The 25,875-nt window shown below is 73.2% G+C and carries 22 protein-coding genes; 11 read left to right on the forward strand and 11 right to left on the reverse strand.

Going from position 1 to position 25,875, the window contains the following annotated elements; genetic code table 11:
* Position 1 precedes the first annotated feature (1 nt).
* Positions 2-1,294, reverse strand: a complete 1,293-nt coding sequence (locus ACIP98_RS05405; protein WP_319660465.1) for an ABC transporter substrate-binding protein — start codon at positions 1,292-1,294, stop codon at positions 2-4.
* A 534-nt stretch (positions 1,295-1,828) separates the two neighbouring features.
* On the reverse strand, positions 1,829-2,659 hold the full coding sequence (locus ACIP98_RS05410; protein WP_319660466.1) for a hypothetical protein: 831 nt from the start codon (positions 2,657-2,659) through the stop codon (positions 1,829-1,831).
* Between the two features lie 194 nt (positions 2,660-2,853).
* On the opposite strand from ACIP98_RS05410, the gene ACIP98_RS05415 reads away from it, so the two are divergent.
* The 7 genes from ACIP98_RS05415 (at position 2,854) to ACIP98_RS05445 (ending at position 8,771) form a co-directional block, all read left to right on the forward strand.
* Complete coding sequence (locus ACIP98_RS05415; RefSeq protein WP_401973853.1) at positions 2,854-3,867, forward strand: MASE1 domain-containing protein; 1,014 nt, start codon at positions 2,854-2,856, stop codon at positions 3,865-3,867.
* Between the two features lie 38 nt (positions 3,868-3,905).
* Positions 3,906-4,322 (forward strand): hypothetical protein, encoded by a 417-nt coding sequence (locus ACIP98_RS05420; protein WP_401973854.1) that lies wholly within the window; start codon positions 3,906-3,908, stop codon positions 4,320-4,322.
* Positions 4,323-4,402: 80 nt separating this feature from the next.
* The gene (locus ACIP98_RS05425; protein ID WP_401973856.1) at positions 4,403-5,878 is read left to right on the forward strand and encodes an AlkA N-terminal domain-containing protein; all 1,476 of its coding nucleotides are present in this window, start codon (positions 4,403-4,405) and stop codon (positions 5,876-5,878) included.
* A 121-nt stretch (positions 5,879-5,999) separates the two neighbouring features.
* On the forward strand, positions 6,000-6,509 hold the full coding sequence (locus ACIP98_RS05430) for a methylated-DNA--[protein]-cysteine S-methyltransferase (RefSeq protein ID WP_319660470.1): 510 nt from the start codon (positions 6,000-6,002) through the stop codon (positions 6,507-6,509).
* A 14-nt stretch (positions 6,510-6,523) separates the two neighbouring features.
* A complete protein-coding gene (locus ACIP98_RS05435; RefSeq protein WP_401973858.1) occupies positions 6,524-7,258 on the forward strand; it encodes a 2OG-Fe(II) oxygenase in 735 nt (244 codons plus the stop codon).
* Positions 7,255-8,103 (forward strand): ABC transporter substrate-binding protein, encoded by an 849-nt coding sequence (locus ACIP98_RS05440; protein WP_401973860.1) that lies wholly within the window; start codon positions 7,255-7,257, stop codon positions 8,101-8,103. The genes ACIP98_RS05435 and ACIP98_RS05440 overlap by 4 nt, the downstream gene beginning before the upstream one ends.
* Positions 8,100-8,771 (forward strand): alpha-ketoglutarate-dependent dioxygenase AlkB family protein, encoded by a 672-nt coding sequence (locus ACIP98_RS05445; RefSeq protein ID WP_401973861.1) that lies wholly within the window; start codon positions 8,100-8,102, stop codon positions 8,769-8,771. Before ACIP98_RS05440 ends, ACIP98_RS05445 begins: the two co-directional genes overlap by 4 nt.
* Here the strand turns inward: ACIP98_RS05445 and ACIP98_RS05450 are convergent.
* Positions 8,765-9,202, reverse strand: coding sequence for a PaaI family thioesterase (locus tag ACIP98_RS05450; protein ID WP_319660474.1), 438 nt, complete (start codon positions 9,200-9,202; stop codon positions 8,765-8,767). The genes ACIP98_RS05445 and ACIP98_RS05450 overlap by 7 nt on opposite strands.
* A gap of 12 nt (positions 9,203-9,214) precedes the next feature.
* Positions 9,215-10,792, reverse strand: coding sequence for an MFS transporter (locus ACIP98_RS05455; RefSeq protein WP_401973863.1), 1,578 nt, complete (start codon positions 10,790-10,792; stop codon positions 9,215-9,217).
* A 105-nt stretch (positions 10,793-10,897) separates the two neighbouring features.
* On the opposite strand from ACIP98_RS05455, the gene ACIP98_RS05460 reads away from it, so the two are divergent.
* The gene (locus ACIP98_RS05460; protein WP_319660476.1) at positions 10,898-11,368 is read left to right on the forward strand and encodes a helix-turn-helix domain-containing protein; all 471 of its coding nucleotides are present in this window, start codon (positions 10,898-10,900) and stop codon (positions 11,366-11,368) included.
* A gap of 702 nt (positions 11,369-12,070) precedes the next feature.
* Here ACIP98_RS05460 and ACIP98_RS05465 read toward each other — a convergent pair.
* A complete protein-coding gene (locus tag ACIP98_RS05465) occupies positions 12,071-13,165 on the reverse strand; it encodes a LacI family DNA-binding transcriptional regulator (protein WP_319660477.1) in 1,095 nt (364 codons plus the stop codon).
* A 341-nt stretch (positions 13,166-13,506) separates the two neighbouring features.
* On the opposite strand from ACIP98_RS05465, the gene ACIP98_RS05470 reads away from it, so the two are divergent.
* From ACIP98_RS05470 to ACIP98_RS05480, 3 genes are all read left to right on the forward strand, one after another.
* Positions 13,507-14,754 carry a glycosyl hydrolase gene (locus ACIP98_RS05470; protein WP_401973865.1) on the forward strand — a complete coding sequence of 416 codons (1,248 nt, stop codon included), beginning with the start codon at positions 13,507-13,509 and terminating at the stop codon, positions 14,752-14,754.
* A 55-nt stretch (positions 14,755-14,809) separates the two neighbouring features.
* Positions 14,810-16,213 carry a Si-specific NAD(P)(+) transhydrogenase gene (gene sthA / locus ACIP98_RS05475; RefSeq protein ID WP_401973866.1) on the forward strand — a complete coding sequence of 468 codons (1,404 nt, stop codon included), beginning with the start codon at positions 14,810-14,812 and terminating at the stop codon, positions 16,211-16,213.
* A gap of 157 nt (positions 16,214-16,370) precedes the next feature.
* Complete coding sequence (locus tag ACIP98_RS05480; RefSeq protein ID WP_401973868.1) at positions 16,371-17,729, forward strand: FAD-binding oxidoreductase; 1,359 nt, start codon at positions 16,371-16,373, stop codon at positions 17,727-17,729.
* Positions 17,730-17,838: 109 nt separating this feature from the next.
* Here the strand turns inward: ACIP98_RS05480 and ACIP98_RS05485 are convergent, their stop codons facing one another.
* The 6 genes from ACIP98_RS05485 to ACIP98_RS05510 all read right to left on the reverse strand — a co-directional run bounded on the left by ACIP98_RS05485 (position 17,839) and on the right by ACIP98_RS05510 (position 25,678).
* The gene (locus ACIP98_RS05485; protein ID WP_319660481.1) at positions 17,839-18,141 is read right to left on the reverse strand and encodes a hypothetical protein; all 303 of its coding nucleotides are present in this window, start codon (positions 18,139-18,141) and stop codon (positions 17,839-17,841) included.
* A gap of 405 nt (positions 18,142-18,546) precedes the next feature.
* On the reverse strand, positions 18,547-18,801 hold the full coding sequence (locus ACIP98_RS05490) for a phosphopantetheine-binding protein (RefSeq protein ID WP_319660482.1): 255 nt from the start codon (positions 18,799-18,801) through the stop codon (positions 18,547-18,549).
* 273 nt (positions 18,802-19,074) lie between these two features.
* Positions 19,075-19,737: a hypothetical protein gene (locus ACIP98_RS05495; RefSeq protein WP_319660483.1), complete on the reverse strand. Its 663-nt coding sequence runs from the start codon at positions 19,735-19,737 to the stop codon at positions 19,075-19,077.
* Between the two features lie 205 nt (positions 19,738-19,942).
* Positions 19,943-20,944, reverse strand: a complete 1,002-nt coding sequence (locus tag ACIP98_RS05500) for a helix-turn-helix domain-containing protein (protein ID WP_319660484.1) — start codon at positions 20,942-20,944, stop codon at positions 19,943-19,945.
* A gap of 149 nt (positions 20,945-21,093) precedes the next feature.
* On the reverse strand, positions 21,094-24,948 hold the full coding sequence (locus ACIP98_RS05505; protein ID WP_401973871.1) for a S8 family peptidase: 3,855 nt from the start codon (positions 24,946-24,948) through the stop codon (positions 21,094-21,096).
* Positions 24,949-25,129: 181 nt separating this feature from the next.
* Positions 25,130-25,678: a sigma-70 family RNA polymerase sigma factor gene (locus tag ACIP98_RS05510; RefSeq protein ID WP_401973873.1), complete on the reverse strand. Its 549-nt coding sequence runs from the start codon at positions 25,676-25,678 to the stop codon at positions 25,130-25,132.
* Positions 25,679-25,875: the final 197 nt, after the last annotated feature.

Raw genomic sequence — 25,875 nt, forward strand, 5'->3', positions numbered from 1 at the left:
CTCACTGGCTCCAGATCTTCTGCGCGCTGCGCTGCCACGTGGTGAGGATGGAGCCGATCTCCTTGGGCTTCGCCAGGTAGTGCACGAGCGCGGTGTCGGCGGTGGGCTGGAGGGCGTCGCTGGAGTCCCGGTTGAAGAACTGGGTGAGGTCGGCGGCGCTCTCGATGAGCTTGCGGCCCTTGAGGACCAGCGGGGTGCCGCTGTCCTTGGCGTCCGGGTGGGTGGGCAGCGTGGTGCCGGACGAGCTCTTGAGGTAGAGCTCCTGCGCCTCGGCGGTGGCGAGGTAGCGCAGCAGCTCCTTGACGCCGTCGGCGCGCTGGGTTCGGGCGCTGGCGAAGTAGCCGTCGGTGGGCGCCTCCTCGGCGACCGGCACCTTCGGGTCGATGATCGGGAACTGGAAGAAGTCCAGGTCCCCGAGGGCGTCCTTGGGCGCGGCGTCGGCGAAGAAGGTGCCGATCAGCATCATGCCGGTGCGGCCCTGGAGGAGCGCGGTGGTGGCGTCCTGGAAGGGGATCGCCGTGCCGTTGGGGTCGAAGAACGGGCGCGCCTGGTCCCACGTGTCGAAGACCTTGCGGACCTCGGGGTCGTCGAAGCGGTGCTTCCCGGCGAGGAGTTCGCGGTGGTAGGTGGCACCGTTGACCCGGATGTTCAGGTAGTCGAACCATGCGGAGGCGACCCACGGGGTGTCACCGCCCGCGCCGAGGCCGATGGGGGCGACACCCTTGCTCTTGAGCTTGTCGCACAGGTCCAGGAACTCGTCCCAGGTCTTGGGCTCCTGCACGCCCCACTTCTCGAAGTTGGACTTCCGGTAGAACATGCCCCACCAGTAGTAACTGGTGGGCACGAAGACCTTCTTGCCGCTGGAGGCCGAGGTGCACAGCTTCTTCAGGGCGTCGGAGTACCCGGCGAGCTCGGGCTTCTCCCAGACGTCGCTGATGTCGAGGAGCAGGTCCTTCTTGGCGTACGACTCGGCGACGGAACCGGGGTACCAGGTGTAGGCGTCCGGCGGGTTGGCCGAGGTGAGGTAGGTCGGCAGCTGGGTGCGGAAGGTCTCGGACGCGACCGTGTTGAGCTGCGCCTTGGTCTTCCCGCGCTTGTCGAACGCGGCGACGATCTCCTGCATCGCGGTCTTGGCCTGCGGGGAGGAGAGGTTGGACTGCAGGGTCACCGGGCCGCCGGACTTTCCTCCGGATGCGGCCGGGCTCTGGGTGACGCAGCTGCTGAGCAGCGCGCCGGCGCCGACTGCGCCGGCTCCCACGAGGAACCGGCGGCGGCTGGCGTTGATGGCGGTCATCTGTGTACTCCTAATGTGCCCACGGAACGGAGCTGAGGCCCCCTGACGGCCCGCTCTGGGTGCGGCAGGAGAAGCCTGTCGCAGGCGTCTGCGCCCCGTCAAGATTAATTACTAATTTATTTCTGGCAGGACGTGCCCCGGTCCCAACGGGCCCCGAGGGCACACCTGATGAAGCGAACAAGCCGGCGGAACAGGTCGAGCGGTACGGGAGGGACGCGGAGCGCGACGCTCAGAGAGCGGTCCGGCGGACGCGGCCGCGCGCCGCCGCGGAACGCCGCCCGCGCGCCGTCCTTGCACGATGCGAAGCCACTGAGTTCTCCCGAGAGTTGGGTGCACAGGGCACCCCGCCTCGGTCGTGCCGGGCGCCGGTGCCCACGGCGGAAACTGTGGCGGGACACCCGAAGCCTGTCAATATTAATTGCTAATTAACTTAAAAACGGGGTGGTTGGACCGCGGCCGTGCCCACGTCAGGACACGCGGACGCCCCCGTCCGCGGCACGCGGACGGGGGCGTTCGTGAAGCGGAGGCAGGCGGTCAGGAGCCCGGCTGGGCGGCCTTCACCTGGGCGCTGACGTCAGCGGTGTCCGACGCAGGGGGCGCCGTCACCGTCTTGGCGTGACCGAACTTCAGGAAGTCCGCGGTCACCTTCACCTTCCCCATCACCTGGATGAGCCGGACCGGCAGGTCCTTGCCGTCGACCCAGACGTCCATGTCGATGCCGCCGCCGGAACCGACCATGGAACCGATGAGGTTCTTCTTGTCCTCCGCGGACATCCCGGCGCCCAGGTCGTCCTTGTCGAGGGTCACGTGGTAGTGATGCGCCTTGATGCCGCGCACCGGCTCCTCGCCCAGGTCCTCGGCGTCCTTGGACATGCCGATGTAGCGCAGCCCCGCCGTCGGGTCACCGTTCTTCTCGACCGCCGCGGCGCCCTTCTCGCCCAGCAGCGCCGACACGTCGACGCGCATCCAGTGCTTGCCCTTCAGCGGGCCGGCGGGCTGCGGGTCCACGTTGTAGTAGTAGGCACCGTCCACCAGCAGGGCCCGCAGCGTCGGGGCGTCCTGAACCGACTGCATCTGAGCGGCCTTGGTGTCCATCATGACGTCGTAGGCGAGTCCCTTGCCCCACGAGTAGGTGCCCGTCATGGTGACCGGGCTGCCCTGCCCCGGGTCGGTGACGAACCTGACCTGCGCCGACCCGACCTTCTCCGTGCGGTCCGTGACCCGCGCGAGGATCTTCGCGATCGTGTCCGTCTTGCCCACGGCCTTCGCCGTGTCGTGCGCCGCCCCGCAGCCGGCCGTCGCGATCAGTGCGACGGCCGCGGCCCCCACCGCGGCGGCAAGGCGCATACGCCTCGACGTGCTCATCCGGTCCCACCCCTGTTGCCTGTTGATGTTGTGCGTTCGCTGTGCGGACTGTAGTGCGCACGTACGACAAGCCCGTAACCATTTCCCGCCCGCACCACCGCCCCCGGGTGGCCTGCCGGGGGACGGAGGCGGCGGTAGCGTGGGAATTCCCCGCACATCAGTCGCACAGCAGACGACCGCAGGGCGCTGATGCCATGTCCCGACTCCGTACCGAACCGCCCGGCGGGGCTCGCGGGCCACGGCGCTGGGCGGTGCTCGTCCTGCGGATCGCCGTCGTCGGCGCGGTCTACTACGGCTCCGCGCGCCTGGGACTGATGCAGCAGCTCGTCCGCGGCCAGGTCACCCCGCTGTGGCCGCCGACCGGGATCGCCGTGGTCGGCCTGCTGCTGTGGGGGGTGCGGATGTGGCCCGGGGTCGCCGTCGGCGCGTTCCTGGTGAACCTCGCCATCGGACCCTCGATCCTCCCGGTCGCCGCCATCGCCGCAGGCAACACGATCGCCCCGGTGTGCGCATGCCTGCTGCTGCGGCACGTCGGCTTCCGCCCCGAACTGGACCGGCTGCGGGACGCGCTGGCACTGGTCTTCCTCGGCGCCCTGGGCGGGATGCTCGTCAGCGCGACCCTCGGCAGCGCGGTGCTGGTGGCCGCCGGAGCCGTGCCCGCCGGTGACTTCTGGCGGACCTGGTCGGTGTGGTGGACCGGGGACGCGATGGGCGTGCTGGTCATCGCGCCCCTGCTGCTGGCCGCCCGCGCGTACCGGTGGCCGCGCGGGGTCGTGCCGCTGCGTTGGGCCGAGGCGGCGGCACTGCTGGTGTGCACCGTGATCGTCGCGGGAGTGGCCACCCGGAGCGGTCTCGGGCTGCTCTTCCTGGTCTTCCCGGTCCTGATCTGGGCCGCCTTCCGCTTCCGGCTCGCGGGCGCGGCGCCCTGCGCGGCGGTCGTCTCCCTCTTCGCCGTCGTCGCGGCCGCCGACGGGGCGGGTCCGTTCGCCGGTCACACCCTCCTCGCCACGATGGTCGCCCTCCAGGCGTTCAACGGGTCGGTGGCGCTGACCGCCCTCCTGCTGGCCGCGACCATCACCGAACGGGACCGTTCGCGTCAGGAGACCGAGCAGGTGTGCCGCCGGCTCAGCGCCGCGCTCGACCGGCTCGCCGCCGGCGACATCGCCCCGTGGGCACCCGCGCCGCCGCGCGGCCAGGACCGCTCGTAGGTCACGGGGGTGCCCACCGTGCCCGGTACGCTCCCGGCATGGCCGAGGAGGGGAGCGCCGGAGCCGGCCCGGTGCCGTACGGGGCCCGGGACCTCGCCGCCGCCGTGGTCGCGCACATGCTCATCTGCCTCGTCCCCGTGGGACTCCTCGAACTCATCGCCTGGGCGCTCGGCCTGCTGCCGGGTGCGGCCTTCCTGAGCCTCGGAATCTGCGTCCTCGCCGGGGGCGTGCCGGTGGCCGAACAGTACCGGGCCCGGCCGCCGGGCCGGCGGTCCGCCGCGGCCGCCGCTCTGGCCACCCCGGCACTGGTGCTGCCGGGAGACGCCGTCGAGGCGTGGGTCTCGCCGGACACCCATGACATCGGGTCCGCCCTGGGCGGGTTCGTCGGCCTCCCCCTCGGCGCGGCGGTGTTCGCGTGGCGGATCAAGCGTGCGGGCAGGGCAGCGGGCGCCTGAGCCGGCCGGACCCGCGGGAAGGCCGTGTCCGATTTCCGCCGGTGTTCGCGGGCGCGATGCCGCACAGTGGAGGGGTGACCATGAACGACCGCAGGTACGAGGCGGTGCGCAGCCGGGACGCCCGCTTCGACGGGGAGTTCTTCTTCGCGGTGACGACGACGGGCATCTACTGCCGTCCCAGCTGCCCCGCCGTGACGCCACGGCAGCGCAATGTGCGCTTCTTCCCGACCGCGGCCGCCGCGCAGGGCGCCGGTTTCCGGGCCTGCCGGCGGTGCCGCCCGGACGCCGTGCCCGGTTCCGCAGCGTGGAACGTGCGGGCGGACGTCGTCGGCCGGGCGATGCGGCTGATCGGCGACGGCATCGTGGACCGCGAGGGCGTGGCGGGTCTCGCCACGCGGCTGGGTTACAGCGCCCGGCAGGTGCAGCGCCAGCTCAACGCGGAGCTCGGCGCGGGCCCGATCGCCCTGGCGCGGGCCCAGCGGGCGCACACCGCGCGCATCCTGCTGCAGACGACCGGTATGCAGGCCGCCGGGATCGCGTTCGCCGCCGGTTTCGCGAGCGTGCGGCAGTTCAACGACACGGTCCGCGAGATCTACGGCATGACGCCCACGGAGCTGCGGGCGGCCAGGCCCGGCAGTGCGCGTTCCGCGTCCGCCGTCGGCGAGAGCGGGTCCCCCGCCGCCGGTATCCCGCTGCGGCTCGCCTATCGGGGCGCCTACGACACCGGCCAGGTCTTCGACCACCTGGAGCGCCGCGCCCTCCAGGGCATCGAGGAGGTCACCGGGCCCCCCGGCGGCCGTACCTACTGGCGTACCCTGCGGCTGCCCGGCGGCCACGCGGTCGCCGAGGTGGCCGAGACCGCCGGCAAGGGCGGCCGCTGGCTGGAGTGCCGCCTGCACCTGAGCGAGCTGCGGGACCTGACGACCGCCACCCAGCGCGTCCGGCGCCTGTTCGACCTGGACGCCGATCCGTACGCGGTGGCCGAACGGCTCGCTGCCGCCCCGGCGATGGGGGCGCTGGCCGCGCTCCGCCCCGGACTGCGCGCGCCCGGCACCGTCGATCCGCACGAGACGGCGGTCCGCGCCGTGCTGGGCCAGCAGGTCACCCTCGCCGCGGGGCGGCGCCTGGGCGCCGCGCTCGTGGCCGCGTACGGGACGCCTCTGCCCGTGCCGAGCGGCGGCCTCAGCCATCTGTTCCCCACGGTGGACACCCTCGCGGGGGCGTCGCTCTCGGAACTCGGCATGCCCGGTGCCCGCCGGGACACGCTGCGCGGGCTCGCCGCCGCGCTGGCCGACGGCACCGTCGCCCTCGACCCGGGGGTCGACCGGGACGCCGCGGAGAAGGCACTGCTCGCGCTGCGCGGCATCGGTCCCTGGACGGCGGGCTACCTGCGGATGCGCGCCCTGGGCGACCCCGACGTCCTGCTGGAGGACGACGTGGCGGTGCGCGCGGGCGCCGCCCGGGCGGGCGTCTCGCTGCAGGAGGCCGAGGCCTGGCGCCCCTGGCGCACCTACGCAGCGCACCACCTCTGGAACGCCGGGCAGACCGTGACCTGAGGGGCAGACCGGCCTGGCATGCAGGCAGCGGGAATGCGACGTCCGAATCCCGCCAGCACCGTCCCCCGCCCGGGGGCCAGACTCGTAGCCGTACCGCACGAACGACGGAAGGACCGGACCGATGACGGTCTACACCACGACACACAGCCCGCTCGGCGAACTCCTGCTCGTCGGAGAGGAGTCGGCGACGGCCAAGGGCGGCACGGCGCTCACTTCGCTGTCCGTTCCCGGGCAGAGGTTCGGCGTCGCGGCCCCCGAGGCCGGCTGGCGCGAGGACCGGGCGGCCTTCGCCGAGATCCTCGGCCAGCTCACGGCGTACTTCGCGGGCGAACGGACCTGCTTCGACATCGAGTTCACCACGGCCGGCACCCCGTTCCAGCAGCAGGTGTGGAAGACCGTGGAGACCATCGGCTACGGCACGACCCTCTCGTACGCCGACGTCGCCGAACGGTGCGGCATTCCGCGCAGCTCGTCGCGCGCGGTGGGCGCCGCGATCGGCCGCAACCCGCTGCTGGTCGTCCGGCCCTGCCACCGCGTGGTCGCCTCCAGTGGCGCCCTGACCGGCTACGCCGGGGGCATGTCCCGCAAGGAACACCTGCTGGCGCTGGAGTCCGGCCGCCGCACCGCCTGACCGGGAGCACCCTCATGACCACGACCCCCCACACCCCGGCGGCGGCCCGCGAGCGGGTCGCCGCCGCCGACTGGCCCGCGCTCGCGGGCGAGCTCGACGCGTACGGCAGTGCCCTGACCGCCCATCGCGTCCTCATCCCCGCCGAGTGCCGCGCGGTGGCCGGACTGTACGACGAACCGGCACGCTTCCGCTCCACCGTCGACATGGCCCGGCACCGCTTCGGCTCGGGCCAGTACCGCTACTTCGCCCACCCGCTGCCGGACCTCGTACGGGAACTGCGCGAGGCGTTCTACCCCCGCCTGCTGCCCGTCGCGCGGGACTGGGCGGCCCGCCTCGGCCGCCCCGCGCCGTGGCCGGACACCCTGGAGGAGTGGCTGGGGATGTGCCACGCCGCGGGACAGCGGCGGCCGACCCCGATCCTGCTTCGCTACGGCGCGGGCGACTGGAACGCGCTGCACCAGGATCTGTACGGGGAACTGGTCTTCCCGCTCCAGGTCGTGATCGGCCTGGACGGGCCGGGCGGCGACTACACCGGCGGCGAGTTCCTGATGACCGAGCAGCGGGCGCGAGCCCAGTCACGGGGCTCGTCCACCGCGCTCCCCCAGGGCCACGCGCTGGTGTTCACCACCCGCGACCGCCCCGTCCGCTCCGCGCGCGGCTGGTCCGCCGCCCCCATGCGGCACGGCGTGAGCACCGTCCGCTCCGGCCGCCGGCACACGCTGGGGCTGGTCCTCCACGACGCCACGTGACCGGCTCCGGCCCCCTCCGCACCTACACCCTGACCGGACCGGACGGAGCGCCGTACCCGAGCGCCGTGCCCGGCACCCTCGGCGGGCACCGGCGCGGCCGGCTCTACGGCAGGCTGGACTGCCCCAGCGCGCTGCGGGCGCTGGCCCGCGGCGGCTACGTCCGCGAGCGGGTGTTCTTCGCCGACGAGGCCGCCGCGGTGGCCGCGGGCCACCACCCGTGCGCGCGGTGCCTGCCCCGCCAGTACGCACAATGGAAAGCGAGCCGAGCGAACAGGGACCCGGAGACCATGGAACTGCCCCGCATCCCCGACAACGAGGCGCCCCCGCCCTCGCCCCTCCTCACGGCCGGTGATCTCGCCGTCCTGGAGGAACCGCCCGCGCCCGCCGCGCACACGGCGGCGGAGTTGGCCGCCGTCCTCGGCCTGCTGGGCGGCGCGCGGGTCGTCGCGGTCGGTCACAGCCGCGACGCGGCCTCCCGAGACGCCGCGGTGGCCTTCGCGGCCGCCTGGCGCGCGGCGGGCCGCGAGATCGCCGCCGTCGTGGACTGGCCCGAGGAGGCGGCCTCCTGGCTGCGGCCGGCCCAGCGGCTGACCGCGGACGCCCCCGACGCCTGGGCGGTCGCGGCGGCGCCCCGAGGATGGGCCCAGCTCGTCCGCCGGCTGCGGCGCGGCACCGGCTGGGACGCCGCTCGCACGGCCGGCTTCGCCGCGCTCGGCGACCCCCGCATCGCGGCCGCGACCGGCACGGCCGCGCTCCAGGGAATGCGCGGGGCGGCGCCCGACTGCGGCGTCTGGCACTTCGACCGCGGCTGGGTGGTCCGTACCGCCGCGGGGGGCGTCCGATGAACGCCCTGATCCCCCGCCCCCGGCTGGAGGTCGCACCCGGCGCGGTGCACGTGCCCGGCTGGCTCGGCCCGGACGAGCAGCGCGGGCTCGTGACCGCGTGCCGCGGCTGGGCCGCCGGGCCGGTTCCCATGCGGCACACCAGGCTGCCGCGCGGCGGTGTGATGTCGGTGCAGACGGTCTGCGTGGGCTGGCACTGGCAGCCGTACCGCTACACCCGGACGGCGGGTGACGTGAACGGTGCCCGGGTCGCGGAATTCCCCGACTGGCTGGCCGAGTTGGGCCGCCGGGCACTGGTGGACGCGTACCAGGACCCCTCGGCGGGCGACGGCTACGCACCGGACACCGCTCTGATCAACTTCTATGACGCCGACGCCCGGATGGGCATGCACCAGGACAAGGACGAGCGGTCCGGCGCCCCGGTGGTGTCGCTGACCATCGGCGACAGCTGCGTCTTCCGCTTCGGCAACACCGAGAACCGCAACCGCCCCTACACCGATCTGGAACTGGCCTCCGGCGACCTGTTCGTCTTCGGCGGGCCGTCGCGCTTCGCGTACCACGGGGTCCCGAGGATCCTGCCCGGGACCGGTGACCCGGCCACCGGCCTCACGGCCGGGCGGCTGAACCTCACCCTGCGGGTCACCGGTCTGACGGACGTCCCCGGTCAGTGACCGGGCAGGTCGCGGTTGAACAGCCGCACCTGGCCGCGGGCGACGGGCCTGCCGGACTCGTCGTTGATCTCCACGAGCCACAGTTGCAGGCTGCGCCCCTGCTGGATGGGCCTGCCGACCACGTCGAGGCGCCCGGTGACGTGCGACCGCAGGAAGTCCGTCTGGTTGCCGACCCCGACCGCGAACTGCCCCCGGGACTCCACCGCGACCGACGCGCCGACACTGGCCACGCTCTCGATGACGGTGGTGTGGACCCCGCCGTGGGTGATGCCCCACGGTGTGTGGTGCTCCGCGGTCACCTCGAGGTGGCCGCGGACCTCGGTCGGGGTGACGGAGTCGAGGTGCAGCCCGACGGCGCGGAGGAAGGCTCCCGCGCGCTCCGGGGCCAGGTGGGCGTCGGGGGTGGAGTCGGGCTGGGCTGCTTCGGGCACGGCGGGGCTCCCTCAGTGCTGTTGCGGAGTGGGACGGTTGCGGATCAGTGCGACGGCCGCGACGGCCGCCGCGGCGATGGCCACACCCGGGATGAGCACCGCGATGTGCAGTGCCCCCGAGAACGCGTCGCCGACCGCGGAGTCGACGGTGGCACGCAGCCCCGCGGGCAGGCCCGCGCCGGACGAGCCGCTGCCGACCGCCTTGACCACCTGGCCGATGACCGCGGACGGGGTGCCGCGCTCGGCGAGCGCGTTCGGCAGCCGTGAGGCGAGGCCGCTGGTCAGGACGGTGCCGGTGACGGTCGCGCCGAGGGTTCCGCCGACCTGGCGGAAGAGGTTGACCGTGCCGCTGGCCATGCCGCCGTCGGTGTGCGGCACGCTGATGACCGCCACGGCCGTCCCCGGGGGCAGGATGAGCCCCGCGCCGGCCCCGAACAGGCCCATCAGCACCGCGATGACGACGACGGGCGTGGTGGGGGTCTGCGCGGTCATCGCCAGGGCGCCCACCGCGGCGAGCACCGTCCCGGCGCCGAGGGTCGTCTTGAAGCCGACGCGCCGGGCCACGGCGGCGGCCACGTAGCTGACCAGTACGTACGCGATCATCACCGGCAGCAGCAGCAGTCCCGCGTCGAGGATCGACTCGTGCCGGACCCGCTCGAAGTACAGCACCTGGGCGAAGGCGACGGCCACGAAGGAGTACTGGCCGATCATGGCGACGACGTTGGCCGTGGCGAAGGTCCGGTTGCGGAACAGCCGCAGATTGAGCATCGGCGTGCGGGTGCGGGACTCGTGCGCGACGAACGCCGCCAGCGCGACGGCGGCGAGGACGAACGCGCCGGACGCCTGCCAGGTGCCGTATCCGCTGTGACCGCCCTGGACCAGACCGTAGTTGAGCGCGCCGATCGCGATCACGGCCAGCACCAGGCCGGGCGGGTCGAGGTGGCGGCCCGGGTGGCGGCTCTCGGTGACGAAGCGCGGCGTGAGCAGCAGCACGACCACCGCGAGGACCACGTTGACCAGGAAGACCGCGTTCCAGGAGAAGCGCTCCAGGATCAGCCCGGCCGCGACGGGCCCGAAGGCGAGCCCGATCCCGGACACCGCGACCCAGATGCCCACCGCCCGGGTCCGCTCCTGCGGGTCGGGGAACATGTGGGTCACCAGTGACAGGCTGTTGGGCAGGATCGCCGCGCCACCGATGCCCATGAGCGCCTGGCCCACGATCACCGTCCCGGCCCCGGACGCCAGGAAGACCACGAGGCTTCCGGCGCCCAGGAGCGCCATGCCGAGGGCGAAGACCCGGCGGCGTCCCAGGATGTCGCCGACGGTGCCGGCGGAGAGCACGAAGCTCGCGACCATCATCGAGTAGATGCCGGCGATCCAGACGAATGCGGCACCGGATACGTGCAGGTCCTGCTGGAGGGGCGCGAGGACCGCCGCGGTCTGGGTGATGTTCACGAACATCGCCATCTGGCCGAGGCTGGCGACGACGAATCCGATCCACTGCCTCCGGCTCTGCCGGGCGGCAACGGGCTGCTCGCTCTGTGTGGACGCCGGTGCGGCGGGCGCGCCGGCGGCGGTCGTGGGTGTCATGAGTGGGGTGTCCCTCCTCGGCTGGGTGCGACTCTCGAACTCAGCCGTTGGGGCGCACGCTACCATCCCTGAGTTCTCATGGAGAACTCAGATAGGATCGGCCTCATGGAATACCTCGACCAGGACGTCTCGAACTGCTCGGTGGGGCGCGCCGTCGAACTCGTCGGCCAGCCATGGGTGCTGCTGATCCTCCGCGAGGTCACCCGCGGGGTCCGGCGGTTCAGCGACATCCAGAACCACCTGGGCGTCTCCCGCTCGGTCCTCAGCGACCGGCTGAACGGCATGGTCGAACGGGGCCTGCTGGAGCTGCGCGACTACCAGGAACCCGGCGCGCGCCGGCGCTCGGAGTACGTCCTCACCACGATGGGGCAGGACCTCTACCCGCTGATCAGCGCGCTGCGCACGTGGGGTGACAAGTATCTCGCCGATCCCGAGGGGCCCTCGCTGCTGGCGACGCACCACGGGTGCGGGGCGTCCGTGCAGGTGGCGCTGATGTGCGAGCACGGGCACCTCGTCGCCGGAGGCGACGAGGTGGATCGCCACCCCGGCCCCGGGGCGCGGCCCCGGACCCCGTGAGGTCTTTCCCCCGCCCGCCCTCCCGGGTGCCCCGTGAAGTCAGTGACCCCGGCGCGCGTTTCGTGGGGGCCGGGTGCGGGGCCTCCGGGGCCGGCCATTCTGGACAGCACATTTCGGTGCCTCACGCACCCTCAACTGATCACCCCGGGTCATGCACCCAAATATGCTCCACAGTCCAGAACACCCACCCCTACGACCCCGCCCCCTCCGTTTCGTCATGCGCCTGATCCCCGGAGGGGGGTAGAAGCGGCACCGTGCTCGGGCCACCGTTGGCGCAGCGCGGTCCGAGGGGGCCCGCTGTCTCGCGGCAGGCCGCCGGGGTGGAGTGAGGCAACCGGGGTCACCCGCACCGCCCCCACACCCCCCACCGGCGCGGTCCGCGGGGCCAGCGCTCGCGCGGCAGGCCGAAGGGGTGGAGTCAGGCAACCGCGGTCACCCCGGACCGCCCCCACACCCCCCACCGGGGATCAGGCGCATATGGAGACGGAGGGGGCGGGGTCGTAGGGGTGGATGTTCTGGACGCTGCGGGATATTTGTGCGCACCATCCGGGCAGGGACGGGATGAGCAAGTGCTGGAAACGCGCGTAAATATCACAGTCCAGGACGTGCAGCCCCGGAGGCCCCGCACCCGGCCCACCCAACACGCGCGCCGGGGTCACTGACTTCACAGGGCACCCGGGAGGGCGGGCGGGGGAAAACCGGTCAGGCCGCCGAAGGCGGGGCCGTGCTGGCACGCACACAGAGCCGCGGCGTCGGCACCTGGACGCGGCGCGCCGAACCGCCCGCGAGAAGCGCGAGCAGCTCCGTCGCGGCACAGCGCCCCACCGCGAGGGTGTCCCGCACGAGCGCGGTCAGCGGAGGGTGGGTGGTCCGGCACAGCGGCGAGTCGTCGAAGGCGACGAGGGACAGGTCGCCCGGTACGGACAGCCCGCGCCGGGCGGCGACGGCCGCGCCCGCCACCGCCATCACGTCGTTGTCGTAGACGATCGCCGTGGGCGGATCGGCGCCGGCCAGCACGCGGCTCGTGACCTCGGCACCCTGCTCGCCGGAGTAGTCCGTGGTGACCGAGCGGGCCGCGGCCACCCCGAGGCGCGCGGCCTCGGCGCGGAGCGAGGCGAGGCGGCGCGCGGTGTGCGACAGGTGCGGCGGCCCCGCGACGTGCACGACGCGGCGGTGGCCGAGGGCGTGGAGGTGGCGGGCGATCGCGGCCATCGCGGCGGTGTCGTCGGCCCACACGGTGGAGATCCCGGGGCGCGCGGCGGCACCGTCCGGTGTGGTGCCGATGACGACCGCGGGCAGGCCCAGGGAGTCCAGGAGTTCCGGGCGCGGGTCGCCGGCGTGGGGGTCGACCACGATCACCCCGTCGACCCGCTGTTCCGCCCACCATCTGCGGTAGACGTCGCACTCCGCCCCGCTGTCCTCCACCACCCTGAAGAGCAGGCCCAGTTGGCGCGCCGACAGCACCTCCTGGAGGCCCGAGACGAGTTGCAGGAAGAACGACTCGAGGCCGAGGGTGTTGGCCGGCCGGGCCAGGACCAGGCCGACCGTGGCCGCGCCCTCGCCGGACAGCGCGCGGGCGGCGGTACTGGCCTGCCAGCCCAGTTGCTCGGCGACCGCACGGACCCGGCGGCGCGTGGCGTCGGACACGCCGGGCCGGTCGTTGAGGGCGAAGGAGACCGCGCTCTCGGACACCCCCGCACGGCGGGCGATGTCCTTCATGGTCGGGCGGCGTGCCGGGCCGCGCCGGTCGGCGCGGCCCCCGGGCGCCGGGTCCTGCGGCCGCTCGTACGCCGTCATCGGACCCCTCCCTCCGCTCGCCGCCCCGTGTCCCCGCTGTGGTGTGCCAGTATCCACCCGCGGAACACCACGCGCTGCTATAGCGCTTGAGCGGCGTTCCCCTAAAGCGCATTAGCAGCTCCTCCCCGTATTCTTCACCAGGGCGGTGACCTGCGGATTCTCAGACGCAAAAAGGCTTTGCCCGGAGCGAGTTGACTTTACCGGGGGCGCGATGCCAGTTTGGCGTGGGCGCCGGCGGCCGGCTCCCCCGGCCGAAGCCGGTCGCGGCACGGCCACTCCCCCGGCCCGCCCGACAGCCCCGGCGTGCCGCCCGCGCCCGCCCCTCGCCACCTGGACCTGCCATGACCCCGCGCCTAGGCGTCAACTACACCCCGAGCCAGGGCTGGTTCCACCACTGGCTGGACTTCGACCTCGACGCGGTCCGCGCCGACCTCGACTCCATCGCCGGCCTGGGCCTGGACCACATCCGGGTCTTCCCGCTGTGGCCGCTGTTCCAGCCCAACCGCGCGCTGATCCGGCCGCGGGCGGTCGAGCAGTTGGTGGCCCTCGTCGACGCCGCCGCGGAACGCGGCCTGGACGTCAACGTCGACGGCCTGCAGGGCCATCTGTCCAGTTTCGACTTCCTGCCCGCCTGGACCGGCACCTGGCACCGGCGGAACATCTTCACCGACCCCGACGTCGTCGCGGCGGAGGCCGAGTACCTGCGCACCCTGGCCGCGGCCCTCGCCGACCGGCCCAACTTCCTCGGCATGACGGTCGGCAACGAGATCAACCAGTTCTCCGGACCGCCGCACCCGGACCCGGACCGCATCGGCCCCGCACAGGCCGAGGCGTGGCTGCGCCTGATGCTGGACGCGTGCGAGCGCGGCGCCCCCGGCAAGCTGCACCTGCACGCGGAGTACGACGCGGCCTGGTACCAGGACGACCACGCCTTCACACCCGGTCAGGCCGCCCGCCTCGGCTTCGCCACCGCCGTCCACTCCTGGGTCTTCAACGGCACCGCCCAGCGCCACGGCCACGCGGGGGTCGCCACCGAGCACCACGCCGCGTACCTCGTCGAGCTCTCCAAGGCGTGGGCCACCGACCCGCACCGTCCCGTCTGGCTCCAGGAGGTCGGCGCCCCCGCGCCACTGATCCCGCCGGACCACGCGGCGGCCTTCGCGTCGGCCACCATCGCCAACGCGCTGGACTGCACGGACCTGTGGGGCATCACCTGGTGGTGCTCCCACGACGTCGCGCGGAGCCTGGCCGACTTCCCGGAGCTGGAGTACACGCTCGGTCTGCTCGGCAACGACCGCCGTGTGAAACCGGCGGGCGCCGCCGTCGCCCGGGCCGCCGGGGAACTGCGTTCAGGGCCCGCACCGGCTCCGCTCCCCCGTACCACCGCTCTCGTCGTGGACGTCGGCGACCCCGACACGGCGCCGCGCCGCGCCACCTGCGCCCCGGGGGGCGAGGTGTTCGAGGCCTGGGCGGCCCTCACCGCTCGCGGGGTCCGGCCGGCCCTCGTCCTGGCCGGGCTCGCCGAGGACCCGGCGCATCTGGCCGCGCGCGGCATCACCGAGGTCCTCACCGTCGCCGAGGCCCGCTGACCCCGACCCGGGACCTCCCTTTCCCCGGAGTGTCGCCCCCTGTCAGACTCGGCCCGTGACCGAATTCGACCTGCTCGTCATCGGATCCGGCCCGGGCGGCCAGAAGGCCGCCATCGCCGCGGCCAAGCTCGGCCGCCGGGTCGCCATCGTCGACCGCCCCGACATGCTGGGCGGCGTCTCCATCCACACCGGCACCATTCCGTCGAAGACCCTGCGCGAGGCGGTGCTGTACCTCACCGGCCTGACCCAGCGCGACATGTACGGGCAGAGCTACCGCCTCAAGGAGGACATCACCGTCGCCGACCTCACCGCGCGCACCCAGCACGTGGTGAGCCGGGAGGTGGACGTGATCCGCAGCCAACTGGCGCGCAACCGGGTCGCGATGCTGCCGGGCACCGGCCGCTTCGTGGACGAGCACACCGTCGCCGTGCGGGACGCCTCGGGCCAGGACACGCTGGTGACGGCGGGGCACATCGTGATCGCGACGGGCACCCGGCCGGCCCGTCCGGCGAGTGTCGAGTTCGACGACCGCACGATCATGGACTCCGACAGCGTGCTGAACCTCGAGCGGGTCCCGCGCTCGATGGTGATCGTCGGCGCCGGAGTCATCGGCATCGAGTACGCCTCGATGTTCGCCGCGCTCGGCACCAAGGTGACGGTGGTCGAGCAGCGCGACGGCATGCTGGACTTCTGCGACGTCGAGATCGTCGAGGCCCTCAAGTACCACCTGCGGGACCTGGCCGTGACCTTCCGCTTCGGCGAGACCGTGGCGGCCGTCGAGCGGCACGCCACCGGGGCGCTGACCCTGCTGGCGAGCGGCAAGAAGATCCCCGCGGACACCGTCATGTACTCGGCGGGCCGGCAGGGGCTCACCGAGGAGCTCGACCTCGGCAAGGCGGGACTGGCCGCGGACAAGCGCGGGCGGATAACCGTCGACGAGCACTACCGGACCGCGGTGCCGCACATCTATGCCGTCGGCGACGTGATCGGCTTCCCCGCGCTGGCCGCGACCTCGATGGAGCAGGGCCGGGCCGCCGCGTACCACGCGTGCGAGGAGCCGGTGAACGCGATGCGGGGCCTGCAGCCGATCGGCATCTACACCATCCCCGAGATCAGCTTCGTCGGCCGCACCGAGGACCAGCTGACCGATGACAACGTGCCGTTCGAGGTCGGCATCTCGCGCTACCGCGAGCTGGCCCGCGGCCAGATCATCGGCGACTCCCACGGCATGCTGAAGCTGCTGGTGTCGCCCGAGGACCGCACGCTGCTCGGCGTGCACTGCTTCGGCTCCGGGGCGACCGAGCTGCTGCACATCGGCCAGGCCGTGATGGGCTGCGGCGGTACGGTCGACTACCTGGTGGACGCCGTGTTCAACTACCCGACGCTCGCCGAGTCCTACAAGGTGGCCGCGCTCGACGCGACCAACAAGATCCGCCAGATCGACCGGCTCACCGGCTGAGCCCGCACGGCGGCCGCGGACCCGGCGATACCTCCCGGCGGTGGCAGGGGAGACCCCGGCCCCCGCGGCCGCCGTGACCACGGGCGGCCCGTGCGACGTGCGGTTAGCCTGGGACGACGCACGCGGCACTCCGCCTGACGGCGGCCAGGAGGTCGTCATGAGCGATCCCGCACGGGTTCCGGGCGTCGAGGGGCCGATCGTCCGCAAGGGCGACGCCGGCTACGAGGACGTCCGGGCCGGCCTGCTGTGGAACGGGTACCGGCCGGACCGCCGCCCCGATGTGATCGTCCGCGCCGCCTCCGTGCGCGACGTCCCGGCGGCGATCGCGACGGCCCGCGCCGAGGGCCTGCGGGTCGCGGTCCGCTCGGGCGGCCACAGCTGGTGCGGCGCGCCCCTGCGCGACGGCGGGATGCTGCTCGACCTGTCGGCCCTGCGCCGTTGCGTCGTCGATCCCGCGCGTGCCACGGCGACCGTCGAGCCCGGGCTCCCGTCCGGGGAGTTCACGCGCGTCCTCGCCGGGGCCGGCCTGGCCTTCCCCACCGGTCACGGCGCCGCGGTCGCGCTCGGCGGCTACCTGCTCGGCGGGGGCCTCGGCTGGAACTCCGGTGCGTGGGGCCCGGCGTGCGCGAGCGTGCGCGCGATCGAGGCCGTCACGGCGGACGGCGAGGTGGTGCGCTGCGACGAACGGGAGAACGCCGATCTGTTCTGGGCGGCGCGGGGCGCGGGACCGGGCTTCTTCGCGGTCGTGACCGCCTTCCGGCTGGCCCTGTGGCCTGGTCCGGCGGCGATCGCCACCACGTCGTACGTGTGCCACCTCGGCGAGGTCGAGTCGCTCGCCGACTGGGTCGCCGACGCCGCCGGGGCCCTGCCCGCCGACGTGGAGGTCGTCCTCACCCTGTCGACCGATCCCGCCTCCGGGGAGGTGGTCCTCTCGTTGTCCGGCACCGCGTTCGCCGGCTCGCACGACGAGGCGGCCCGCGCGCTGGCACCGCTCGCCGAGCCGCCGTTCACCGTCGCTCCGCTGCTCCGGGCCGTCGCGGAGCCCACCTCGATGCAGGCCCTGTACGCGCGCACCGCCGCACTCTGGCCGGAGGGGCACCGCTACGCGGCCGACACCGTCTGGTCCCACGCCGACCCGGGGACGCTGCTGACCCGGCTCGGCGACGCCCTCGGCCGGGCGCCCTCGGCGAAGTCCCTCGTCCTTGCCGCGCTCGCGCCGGCCTCACGGAACCCTCGGCTGCTGGGCGACACGGCCTTCTCCGTCCTCGGCGACGCCAAGGTCTCCGCGTACGCGGTCTGGGACGACCCGTCGCGGGACGAGGCCAACGTCCGGTGGCTGCGCGGGGCGATGGCGGCCGTCGCCCCGCTCGGGACCGGGCACTACATCGCCGAAGCGGACCTGACCGCGGACGACTCGCACGCCCGCAGGTCGTACACGGCGGCGGACTGGGCGCGGCTCGGCGCGCTGCGCGAGAGGTACGACCCCGACGGGCTCTTCCACTCGTTCCCGCGGTGAGTACGCCGTCCGCCGCGACCGCCCCCACCAGCGCACGCGGCAGGGCCGCCACCTCGGGCGAGGTGGCGGCCCTGTCGTACTGTCACTGTTCTGCTCAGATCGTCAGACCTCAGCGGAAGAAGCCGTAGTAGCCTCCGTAGCCCGGGCCCCAGCCGTAGCCGCCCCAGCCGCCGCCCCAGCCACCGTGGCCCCAGCCGTAGCCGCCCCAGCCGTGGCCCCAGCCGCCGCCCCAGCCGCCGTGGCCCCAGCCACCGCCCCAGCCGCCGCCCCAGCTGTGCGCGGAGGCGACTGCCTGCGGAGCGGTCTCGTGCGGCGTGGCCGCACTGGCTGCTGACGCACCGGCGAAGGCCAGCAGCGGAGCAACAAAGGCCGCTGCGACAATCCTGCGAGTGGTGTTCTTGTTCGCGCGCATGTCGTTCCCTTGGGGTGTGAACGTGTTTGGGATGCGCGACCAAAAGGACTTGGTCGCCGTCGCACCGGCTTCGTGCGCGTGACCCCGGTGCGACCGGGATGTGCCCGGGTCCTTGGGACGGGGCACACCATCACTGGTGTGGAACGCCGTATCCGATGTGCCTAGTTGAAGGCGTCCCATTTGCACCGTAGGCACGTTAGTGGCCCAGAGTCAAAGGTTTCCGACAAATTACGTGAACTCGGACAAATAAACATGGCTTCCGGAGGTCGGGAACGGCACCTCCTGACACCTCGTCCGCAGCCCAAATCCCCTGCCTCACAGGGGATTTGGGTGCAGCGTCACCACCACCGGGTGCGCAGGGTTCCCACCGGCCACGCAGTGTGTGCGACTACCGAGAGTGCGCGATCAGCCTGACGAGAGTTGCTCGGAGAGCTTCCCCGACACGGTGTCGACGAGGTCGCCCACCGTCCCCATCCGCTCGACCTCGTCGGCCAGCAGCATCACGCCCACTTTGCGCTCCACGGCGTCGGCCGCCTGCTGCTTGCCCCGGTCCCCGAGCCCGAGCCCGGCGAAGGTCGCCTCGGGCACCACCTCGTCCTCCGGCACGCCCGCGTACTCGGCGACGGCCCTGCGGACGATCTGCGCGACGTCATGCGTCATGTCCTTGCGCCCTCTTCTCCCCATCGGCTGCTGCGGGATACGCGTACCCCGGCGGTCGCTCGGCCACTACCCCGGGAACAGCGGGGAACGCCCCCGCGGCGGTCACGAAACGGAGGCGGACGGGCGCGTCCCGTGCTCCCGCCGGACACGCGGGAGCACGGGACACACAAGGGAGGAGAGAGAAGGGAGAAACGCTCCGGCGGGACGGCCGGACGGACGGCACCGGCACACGGCCCCACGAGGGCCGGCCGCCGCGGCGGCGGCCGGCAGGAATCAGTGGGACTCGCCAGGATGCATGTTCTTGATCTTGATCCAGTCGCGGCTGCGCCGCCCCGGTAGATAGGGGCTGGTCAGCCGTTTCGCCACGATGCCGTCATACCCCTCCTGACGGATGTGCTGCAGCGCTTCCTCCGCCATCGCCGGCCAGTACGGCGGGACGGCGACGAAGGGGCCGGACATGCCCAGGTCGTCCAGGAGGGCGCGGCGCGCGGTGTACGGGGAGTGCAGCACCGGCTCCCCCAGGTGGAGGATGTCGTAGACCATCAGCCGGGCCGGCATGTCCACGGCCGCCTGCTCCACGGCCGCCGGGTGCCGCAGACTCATCCGCCGCTGCAGCCGCTCCATGGACGGACCGCCGTGCTTTCCCAGGGTGATGATCTCGCCGTCGAGGACGGCGACCAACCCGGGTGGCAGCACGTCGGGCAGTTGTCGTAGTTCGGGATACACGCTCGTGACGTCCTGGCCGATCCCGGAGATCAGCCGAACCCGGCCGTCCCCCGGTAGATGGACGAGAACTCGGGCACCGTTGAAGAGCGGCTCGAACCCGTACTGCGCCTCGTCCTCCGGCCCGGGCAGCGGACCGGCCACCGCCAGCATGGGCGACCAGGACGGCAGGGCAGCCTGCTCCACGGAACCCGCTGGTAGGCGGGTACTCATGGTTCAAGCCTCCCACCAACCGGCCGGGTCCGCGACGAGGGCGAGAAGCTTTGGCCAACGGCAGCGTCCGGGAAGCCGCCGCCCGCGACCCGGCGGGGCCGGCCCGCACCGGTCCCCCGGGCCGCCGCCCGCGCGGCCCCGACCCGCCTCGGCCGCAGGCCGCCCAGTTCTGACGCATCGTCATATCACCTGGTCGTGGCGCGACTCAGAGCCAGCCGCGGCGGGCGGCCTGCCAGGCGAGCTGCATCCGCGTGTCGGCGCCGGCGAGCGTCATCATGTGCTGGATGTGCCGCTGTACGGTACGCCGGCTCAGCCCCATCTGACTGGCGATGGCCTTGTCGGCGACACCCGCCACGAGCAGCGAGAGCAGCCGGCGGTCGGTCTCGGAGAGCGGGTCGGAGTCGATGACACCGTCGCTTCCCTCGACCCCGCCGGAGGCGCTGACGTTGAGCGGGACCGCGGTCTCCCAGTAGCGCTCGAAGAGCGAGATGAGCGCCTCCAGCAGGCTGCTGCCGCGCACGAGGGCGGCCGTCGCCTCGTTCGGACTGCCCTGGGGCCCGCCGGGGACCAGCGGGCAGATGGCGATGGCCCGGTCGGACACGGCCAGACGCAGCGGTAGGTGCGGGACGGAGCGGGCGATCTCGCCGGCGCGCACTCCCTCGACGACGTTGTCGATGGCGCCCTCGTCGTCGAAGAAGGCCTGCTCGTACAGCACGCGGTAGCGCACCCCGCGGGCGAGGGCGTCGTACTCCGCGCGGTTGCTGCCCGAGGGCATCGCGACGTACTGGGCCTTGCAGAACCAGAGCATCTCGTGGCGCGCGTTGTCCTGCATCTGGCGCAGGTGCTGGCGCAGCGCCTCGGCGCCGGTGATCACCTCGATGAGCTGGCCGGGGTCATGCCTGCGGCGGGTGCTGCGGTAGCTGTCGAGCAGGTCGGTGACGGCGGTGCGGGCCTTGTCGAGCGCGTCGGCGTGGCGTTGCAGCCGCGGCAGCAGCGCCACGTCGGGCGGTACCGCGGCGTAGTGCAGCGGGTCGCGGTCGGTGGGGCTGGCGAGTCCCTTGCCGCGCAGGGCCGCCAGGACGGCCTCGACGGACTCGCGCGGGAGTCCGGTCTGGTCGGCGACCTCCTGGGCCGACGCGGTCGCGGTCCCGACCAGGAGCCGGTACACCGTCTCCTCGATCCCCGTGAGGCCTGCAGCCTCCAGCATGCCGTGCCCCTCCCTCGCCGCGGCCGGCCCCATAAGCGGAACGGCCCGTTGAAGTTTGCACGGCATGCCCCCGCCGGGCAAGCAAACGGCGGGTGCCGGGGCCCGCGCCCCGGCACCCGCCGTCGGTCAGTCGTGCCGCCCGACCTGCGTCACCGCCCCGAGGGGCCGCGGTGCAGGTAGGCGCGGTCGACCGTCTGCCGCACGCTGTGGCCCGCGCTGTCGGTCGCGGTGACCCGCAGCGTCACGTACGCGTCCCCGTGCAGCCGGGACGGCCGTTCCACACCGGCGGTGAAGCCCGTACCGCCGCCGAGCCGCTTGGTGCGGGCCGTGGTCCAGGTCCGGCCGTCGTCGTACGACGCCTCGACCTTGAGCGTGACCCCGCGCGGGGCGGCCAGGCCGTCCGGCATCCGCACGTTCAGACCCAGCGTGTGCGACCGCCGCGAATCCACCGCGTTGTGGAGGTCCACCGGCGCGCTGTAGTCGACCTGGAGCAGCGGCAGCAGCGTGGCCGTCGCCGCGGTGTCCGAGGTGAACGTCCAGGACGTCTTCGTGCCGGTGCCGAACCGCCAGTCGGCGGAGGTGCGGGCGGTGGTCAGGTCCAGCCGGTAGCCGGCCTTGCCCGCGGGCACCTCGAAGCCGCCCCACGCACCGGAGTCGGACTGCGCCACGAGCCGGCCGTTGCGGTACACCTCCGCGTGGGCGACGTCGCTCGGGTCACCCACCGCGGACACGGCGGCACCGGTGCCGATACCGCCACCCAGCGCGCTGACCTCCGCGAACGACCAGTGGCCGGCCTGGGAGTCGGTGAACTCCGGGATGTACAGCGACAGGGTGTCGCCGTTGCGCACCGAACCGGGCCAGCCCGTCACACCGTGCGGGATCGACGGACGCACCGGGCCCGCGAACCACTTCTCCGTGGCGCGCTGTCCGGGCCTGTAGGTGTGGGCGGCGTCCCGCATGCCGACGCCCAGCGCGATGTCGCGGTCCATGACCGTGTCGTGGTGCACGATGTGGCTCCACAGCGTGTCCCCGGCCGTCACGTACTCCACGCGCTCCTGGCCCATCGGCACGTCGCGCGCGGTCTCGCTCCAGGCGGTGCTCTGGTAGGGCCGCCATCCGAAGCGCTGCTCGCTGCCCCAGGCCGAGGCTCCGGTACGGGCGTAGGAGGCCTTCACGACCGCGCTGTTGCGGTCGCTGACGGTGTACACCACCTTCTCGGGGATGCGCTGCTGGGACACCTGCAGCACGTCGTACAGGTAGGGGCTCTTCACCGTGCCGGAGAAGTCCACGGTGGTCGTGCGCTTCCCGGCACGCCCGAGCAGGTCGGTGCCCTCCTTCGCACCGGCGCGCATCACCGGCAGCGCGAGGCGGTCGCCCTCCGGCTGCCAGCGCGTCCAGGGGTAGAAGCCCTGCGGCATGACGAGCATGAGCGCCTTGGCCCCGGCGGCCGCGGCGGCCTTCGCCAGCTCGGCGTCGTTGCCGAAGTCGTAGCGGATGACGGCGAGTTTCCCGCGCACGTGGGCGGCCTTGAGATCGGCGGCGGTGCCCGCGCCGGCGTCCACCGCGGTCAGCCTGACGCCCTTGGAGTCGAGGACCGGGGAGGCCGGCAGGTAGTACGGGGCGAAGGGCGCCGAGGTGCCGGACACCTTCGCCCGCAGCTGCGGCGCCGTCATCTGCCACCGTGAGGCGAACTCGAAGGTGCCGTCGGTGACCTGGGCGGTCGGGCTGACGTAGATGCGCTTGGCGACGTCGAAGAACATCACGCCCTGGATCAGGCCGTGTCCCTCGATCTTCCGGTATGTCTGGTAGCTGATGACACCGTGCTGCTCGGCGGGCTTGGGCGTGCGGATCTGCACCGGGGTGACCTTGGAGGCGTCCAGCGTCACCGTGGTGTCCTTGGTGACCTTCACCTGCGGGTTGATCACCTCGACCAGTTCCTGGCCGTCCGCGGCGTTGTCCAGGCTGCTGAAGTCGGCCTGGTAGGTGCCCTCCTCCACGACGGCGACCGCGGGGTCGGCGCTGGTGTACGAGACGAAGCCGTCCTGGCCCCAGATCGTCGGCAGCCAGCCCGGCAGCACCTTGCCCGCGCGGTCGCGGGAGATCACGGTGAGCCGGTGCAGCGGCGCGTGCACGACCAGGGAGAGGGTGGTGTGGGCGACCACGGCGCCGTCCGCGCCGGTCGCGGTGGCGTAGCCGTAGTAGGCGCCGCGCTTGGCGTTCTTGGCGTCCGTGCTCAGCGGCACGTCGGCGGACGCGCCGGGGGCGAGGTGCACGGTGCTCGTGCCGGGTGTGACGACACCGGTCGTCAGGGCCACGCCGTCGGCGGTGGCCAGGGCCACCGTGAGCTTCAGGTCGACGGCCTTGTCACCGGTGTTGGTGTAGTGCAGGGTTCCCGACTGCCGGCGCTCGCCGCCCACCTGGACGGCGGGCAGGGACACGCTGCCGGTCGCCGTGACCGCGCGCATCGCCGCGGCGACGTCGATCCGGCCGCCGCCCTGCTCGGTCACCTTGGTGCCGGACACGGTGTGCGCGGTGCTGATGAGCGCGTCCTTCAACTGCTGACCGGTCCAGCCGGGGTGCTGCTGGGCGATCAGCGCGACGGCACCCGCGACGTGCGGGGTCGCCATCGACGTACCCGACGCCGCCGTGTAGTTGGCGTCGACAGGGTCGCCCATCGTGGTGCCCGCGGCACGCGCGGCCACGATGCCCACGCCCGGCGCCGTCACATCCGGCTTGACCGCCTTGTCGCCCAGCCGCGGGCCGCGGCTGGAGAAGGGGGCGAGGGAGTCGTCGCGGTCCACGGCGCCCACCGTCAGCGCGGCGTCGGCCGCACCGGGCGAGCCGATCGTGGACTCGCCGTTCTCGCCCGCGTTGCCCGCCGCGACGACGAACAGGGTGTCGCCCGAGGCGGACAGCGTGTTGAGGGCCTGGCTCATGGGGTCGGTGCCGTCGGTCGGGTCGTCGGAGCCGAGGCTCATGTTGACGACCTTGGCGTGCTCGGCGGCCGCCCACTCCATGCCGTCGATGACCTGCGACTCCGAGCCGTAGCCGTCGTCACCGAGCACCTTCCCGACCAGCAGCTCCGCCTTCGGAGCCACGCCCTTGCGGGAGCCGGAGGACGCCGCGCCCGTGCCGCCGACGATCGACGCCACATGCGTGCCGTGCCCGAAGTGGTCCACGGTGTTCCCGCTGCCCGAGAAGTCCTTCGACTCCGCGATCCGGCCCGCCAGATCGGGGTGGGTGGCGTCCACGCCGGTGTCCAGCACGGCCACCTTCACGCCCTGGCCCTCGTACCCGGCCTTCCACGCCGCCGGCGCGTTGATCTGCGCCGTGCTGCGGTCCAGCACGGGCGCGACGCGGCCGTCCAGCCACACCCGCGGGGTCGCGGCGGCGCGCGCGGCACCCTGGGCGGCGCCCGGGTTCAGCGCCTTCCAGAAGGCGCCGAGGTCCTCGTCCGCGACGCGCAGCGACCGCGCGTCGATGCTGGCGAGGGTCCGTGCCGGGGCCGATGCCTCGTTGAACGCGGCGACCCGGTCCGCGACGGCGGCCGCGGCCTTCTCGCTCTTCGCCGTCGTCCGGGCCACGCCGCCCTGCGGGCCGCCGGAGACGATGAGCGGCAGCGCGGAGGTGCGGGCCTCGTCGTAGCCCTGGGCGATCAGGGTGGAGACGTCGAACAGACGCCGGTCCAGCGTCCCGGCGGAGACCAGGTCCGCGGCGTCCGACGGCAGCACCGTCAAGTTCCCGCCGTCCTCCTGGTACGTACGGAAGACGATCCCCTCGCGGCCCGGCCCGGGCTCGACCGACGCGATGGTGCGGCCGTCGGTGCCGGGCGTCACCGTCACACGGTCGCCGGTCACCAGGCGTACGGTCACGGACGACGCGCCCTGGCCGCCGGCGGGTCGCGCCGCGGTCTCCTGGGGTGTTCGGGCGGAGGCGGACGATACGCCTCCGGCGGTCAGCAACAGTCCTGTCGATATTGCCGCCGTCAGGCGGATCCATGCCATCAGCCAAGCACCTTTCGTACAGCTGGACGTCACGCGCTGTCCGACAGAATCTGCTGTGGCGACGGGCATGTCACCGGCCTCAGGTGTCACAGCTGCGACATGTCACAACGGCGCCACGGGAAGCCGCCGTGACGCCGCCAGGAGGGCGGCACGGCACTGCGCGCCAGGACCGGCCGGGTGCTCAGGCGGCCGCGCCGCGGATACCCCGGCGCGCGAGTTCCGCGCGCAGGGCGCGCACCCCGTGGTGGGTACGGGACTTGACCGTCCCGCGCGGGACGCCCAGCTGGACGGCGACGTCCTCGCCGGCCTGGCCCATCACGTGGACGCGGACCAGCGCCTCGCGGTGCGCGGGCGCGAGCGCGCGCAGGGCGCCGACCAGGAGGGAGCGGTCCTCGACGGCGCCGGCGTGGTCGCGGACGGGCGCGAGCGCGGTGCCCGCGAAGTCCGCGGCGGTGACCCCGACGGGTACGGAGCGGTCGCGGCGGCGGTGGTCGACGGCGAGGTTGCGGGCGACGCGGAAGAGCCACATGCGGATCGGCCGCTCGTCGAGGTCGAGCCGTCCGGCGCTCTGCCAGGCCCGCAGCAGGGTCTCCTGCAGGACGTCCTCGGCGGCGTGCACGTCGCCGCCCATCAGGCCGCCGACATAACGTCGCAGGACTTCGGTCTCGGCAAGGAGGCGGGCCGCGAGATCCGGGCGCCCCCCTTGCGCGTCGTCTTCTGTGGGGGTCACGGCGCCGGCTCCCGGAGGATGTCATCGGCCCTGGTGACCGGACTCGTTCGTGCCCATGGGGGTGAACGATATTGCCCGCCAGGGCGTGCTGTACTTACGAGGTTGGCGAACAGTCGATCATTTGGCGAGGCTCTTAAGACGACGTTCGTCCAATGTGCACGTTCCGGCTGAACTCGCGCGGACCGGCACCTTCATGC

Origin of the sequence: Streptomyces sp. NPDC088354, from assembly GCF_044753585.1 — a bacterium.
Lineage (GTDB): Bacteria > Actinomycetota > Actinomycetes > Streptomycetales > Streptomycetaceae > Actinacidiphila.